The sequence below is a fragment of the Pseudomonas emilianonis genome, assembly GCF_023072625.1.
GTDB lineage: Bacteria > Pseudomonadota > Gammaproteobacteria > Pseudomonadales > Pseudomonadaceae > Aquipseudomonas > Aquipseudomonas paraveronii.
Genome location: NZ_JAKNRV010000452.1, coordinates 1 through 3,581, shown reverse-complemented (window position 1 = coordinate 3,581; position 3,581 = coordinate 1). Strand labels below are relative to the sequence as shown.

At 62.2% G+C, this 3,581-nt stretch carries 4 protein-coding genes; 1 reads left to right on the top strand and 3 read right to left on the bottom strand.

Going from position 1 to position 3,581, the window contains the following annotated elements; all coding sequences use genetic code 11:
• On the bottom strand, positions 1 to 250 hold a 250-nt coding region (locus L9Z73_RS27315), incomplete at its 3' end, for a glycerate kinase (protein WP_247407747.1).
• A 91-nt stretch (positions 251 to 341) separates the two neighbouring features.
• Complete coding sequence (locus tag L9Z73_RS27310; protein ID WP_247407745.1) at positions 342 to 1,448, bottom strand: sugar diacid recognition domain-containing protein; 1,107 nt, start codon at positions 1,446 to 1,448, stop codon at positions 342 to 344.
• A gap of 161 nt (positions 1,449 to 1,609) precedes the next feature.
• On the opposite strand from L9Z73_RS27310, the gene L9Z73_RS27305 reads away from it, so the two are divergent.
• Positions 1,610 to 2,920, top strand: coding sequence for an MFS transporter (locus L9Z73_RS27305; RefSeq protein ID WP_247407743.1), 1,311 nt, complete (start codon positions 1,610 to 1,612; stop codon positions 2,918 to 2,920).
• A 48-nt stretch (positions 2,921 to 2,968) separates the two neighbouring features.
• Here L9Z73_RS27305 and L9Z73_RS27300 read toward each other — a convergent pair.
• On the bottom strand, positions 2,969 to 3,581 hold a 613-nt coding region (locus tag L9Z73_RS27300; RefSeq protein ID WP_247407741.1), incomplete at its 5' end, for an SDR family oxidoreductase.

Here is a 3,581-nt window from a genome sequence, read left to right as displayed (position 1 = left end):
GGCTGTCGGCGAGCCAGCCCCAATGCGCATCCACTGTGGCGCCCAAGGGGCCTTTCACCGACTGGCGCCGCAACTCGCCCTGGCAGGCGGCGAGTACCGACTCCACCGTGCCTTCACCGCCGTCCGCCATCGGGCATTGGACCAATTGCGCCTCCGGCCAGACCTGCGCCAAGCCTTCGGCAATGGCCTGGGCGACACCTTCGGCACTCAGGCTGTCCTTGAACGAATCGGGGGCGATGATGATTTTCATGGGCTTTCTCCGGTTTTTATGACGCCCATGCTGCCAGTTGCCAGCGGCAATGACGCTGGTCCGATGCACAAGTACGAACCTGGCTTGTTGGTCATTCCGACAAAGTCTGGGGCAGCAACTGGACACCGAGGTACAGCGCGAGCATGCCGTCCAGGGTCAACGGGTCGACCCCGCTGAGTTCGGCAATGCGCTCCATGCGGTAGCGCAGGCTGTTGCGGTGAATGCCCAGCGCATCGGCACACGCCTGGCTTTGCCCGTCGTGTTCGCACCAACTGCGCAAGGTGGCCTGCAGTTGGCCGTTGTTGTCCTTGGCCAGCACTTTTCGCAGCGGGTTGAGCAATTCGTCCAGGGCATCGTCGTTGCGATGCCGCCAGAGCATCACCGGCAGGCGATAGCGGTTGAGGGTCAGCAGCCGCGAGTGCGGAAGTACGTCACGACCGTAGGCCAGCAAATCGCCCACACGCCGATAACAACGACGCAACCCCGCCAAGCCATCGGCTTGCCCGCCGACCGCCACCCGCTGGATATTCCAGCCCAGGCCCTGGAGCTTTTCCAGCAGGCGTGGATTGTCCACCTGTACCGCCGCCGGCCTGCACCATAGCAAGGAATACTGCGCGGAGCTGACGCACCAACTGTCTGGATAGCGCGACGTCAACCAGGCACTCAACGCCTCCGCCGTCTGCCCCGCACCCAACTCGAATAGATACGGTGTGCGCGCCATCTGCGGCTTGAGCCCCAGTTGCTGCGCCTCATCCACCAGACGCGGCGAGTCGCCGGTCTCGGCCAGCAGCAACGCCAGCAAATCGTCGCAGCGCTGGCGTCGCCATTGTTGCTCGGCTTGCTGATGACGGTGACTGACCAGCATTTCTGCCGTCATGCGCACCAGTTCGGCGTAAGTGCGCAGCCCCTCCGGTTCGCCGGTAATGCCGAGCACGCCGATCAGGCGCTGGTCGTGCATCAGCGGCAGGTTGATGCCGGGTTGCACGCCCTTGAGGTGTTTGGCGGTCTGCCCGTCGATCTCCACCACCCGACCATTGGCCAACACCAGTTGCGCGCCTTCATGCCGCGTATTGATGCGCTCCGGCTCGCCGCTACCAAGGATCAGGCCCTGGCTGTCCATGACGTTGACGTTATGCGGCAGGATCGCCATGGTGCGATCGACGATATCCTGCGCCAGGTCATGATCCAGCTCGAACATGGGGTTAATTTCCTTGAAAGCGAAGGTTGTTCATCGGCACAGCGCAAAGGATGCTTCACTGTGCGCGAGCACAAAGACAGCACCCCGCCAGGTGGCCGAGACTCATTGGGCGATCAACGTTACCCGCGCATCGCGAAAAATCATAATAAAGAGAGACTCCCATGTCACAGAGCGCCGCTGCCCCACTGGCCACCGATGACGATAAAAACGCCATCTACAAGCGCATTACCCTGCGCCTGATCCCATTCATTTTCATCTGCTACCTGTTCAACTACCTTGACCGGGTAAACGTTGGCTTCGCCAAGTTGCAGATGCTCGATGCGCTGAAGTTCAGCGAAACCGTATACGGCCTGGGTGCCGGGATCTTCTTTATTGGCTACGTGCTGTGTGGCGTGCCGAGCAACCTGGCGCTGACCAAGTTCGGTCCGCGGCGCTGGATTGCCTTGATGATGATCGTCTGGGGCGCGCTGTCCACCTGCCTGCTGTTCGTCACCACGCCGACGCATTTCTATACGTTACGCCTGTTTACCGGTGCCGCCGAAGCCGGCTTCTTCCCCGGTGTGGTGCTGTATCTCTCGCAGTGGTTCCCGACGTTCCGCCGTGGGCGGATCATGGCGTTGTTCATGTCGGCGATTCCGGTGTCCGGCCTGCTGGGCAGCCCGTTTTCCGGCTGGATTCTCAACCACTTCGGCACCGGCCAAGGCGGCCTCGCCGGCTGGCAGTGGATGTTCCTGTTGCAAGGCATCCCGACCGTGATTCTGGGTGCCCTCGCCTACTTCCTGCTCAGCGACAGCTTTGCCAACGCCAAGTGGCTCAAGCCGCATGAGCGTGCGGTACTGGAAGCCGACCACGCCACTGACTTGGCAAACAAGCCGAAAACCAGCACCGACTCCCTCGCCGAAGTGTTCAAGAACCCGGCGATCTGGGCGTTCGGCCTGATCTACTTCTGCATCCAGAGTGGCGTCTACGCGATCAACTTCTGGCTGCCGTCGATCATCAAGAACCTGGGTTTCAGCGACAACCTGGTGATTGGCTGGCTCAGCGCGATTCCCTACCTGCTGGCCGCCGTGTTCATGTTGCTGGTGGGCCGCTCGGCTGACTTGCGCAAGGAGCGGCGCTGGCATTTGGTGGCGCCGATGTTGATGGGCGCTCTGGGCCTGGTGATCGCGGTGAATTTCGCCACCACCCCGGCTATCGCGATTCTCGGCCTGACCATCGCCACTATGGGCGCCCTCACCGGCCTGCCGATGTTCTGGCCGGTGCCCACTGCCATGCTCAGTGCGGGCGCGGCGGCAGGCGGCCTGGCGTTGATCAACTCGATGGGCCAGATGGCTGGCTTCCTCAGCCCGTATATCGTCGGTTTTGTGAAAGATGCCACCGGGTCCACGGATAGTGCGCTGTACCTACTGGCCGCGGTGATCGTCGCCGGCAGTGTGTTGGCATTGCGTATGACCCGGACCCTCAAGGTCTGACACGGGCGTACAGGTGGGGCAAGCCTGCTCCCACCTGTCATGCGGTGTTTACAACAGCCCGCCGCCGTTGATATCAATCACGGCGCCGGTCATAAAGCCATTCTCCATGGCCAATACATACCCCTCCGCCACTTCGTCGGCCTGCCCGACGCGCCCTACCGGCAATGTGTCCCCCACGCTGGCAAACATCGCCAGGCGCTGCGCTTCGTCCAACCCGGCATACGCCGGCGTGTCGATCACGCCAGGGCAGATCACATTGACCCGACGCGGTGCCAACTCCTTGGCCAATTGCTTGCCCAGAGCTTCGGTCGCGGCATTGATGCCGGTCTTGATGAACTGGCCTGGCGCAAATTTGCGGCCGAGTTGGCCGGAAGTCAGGCTGATGCTGCCGTGCTCGTCGAGGAACGGCAGCGCCAGTTGGATCGCGCGCAATGAGCCCCAGAGTTTGACGTTGAAATTGTCTTGGGCTTCGTCCAGGTCGGTGTCGATCAGGTTTTTGGCGCGCACTGACGGGCCGGCGGTATAGACCAGATGATCAAAGCGCCCCACGGCTTCGAACAGACGTTGCAGGGAGGCGCTGTCGGTGACATCCACCGGTTCGCTGCGCACGCCGCTCTCGACGCCGGAGGACACACGCCGTCCGGCCAGCACCACCTGTGCG

Excerpts from the sequence above, each read along its gene's own strand:
- L9Z73_RS27305 (WP_247407743.1), top strand. The coding sequence starts at position 1,610 with ATGTCACAGAGCGCCGCTGCCCCACTGGCCACCGATGACGATAAAAAC.
- L9Z73_RS27310 (WP_247407745.1), bottom strand. The coding sequence starts at position 1,448 with ATGTTCGAGCTGGATCATGACCTGGCGCAGGATATCGTCGATCGCACC.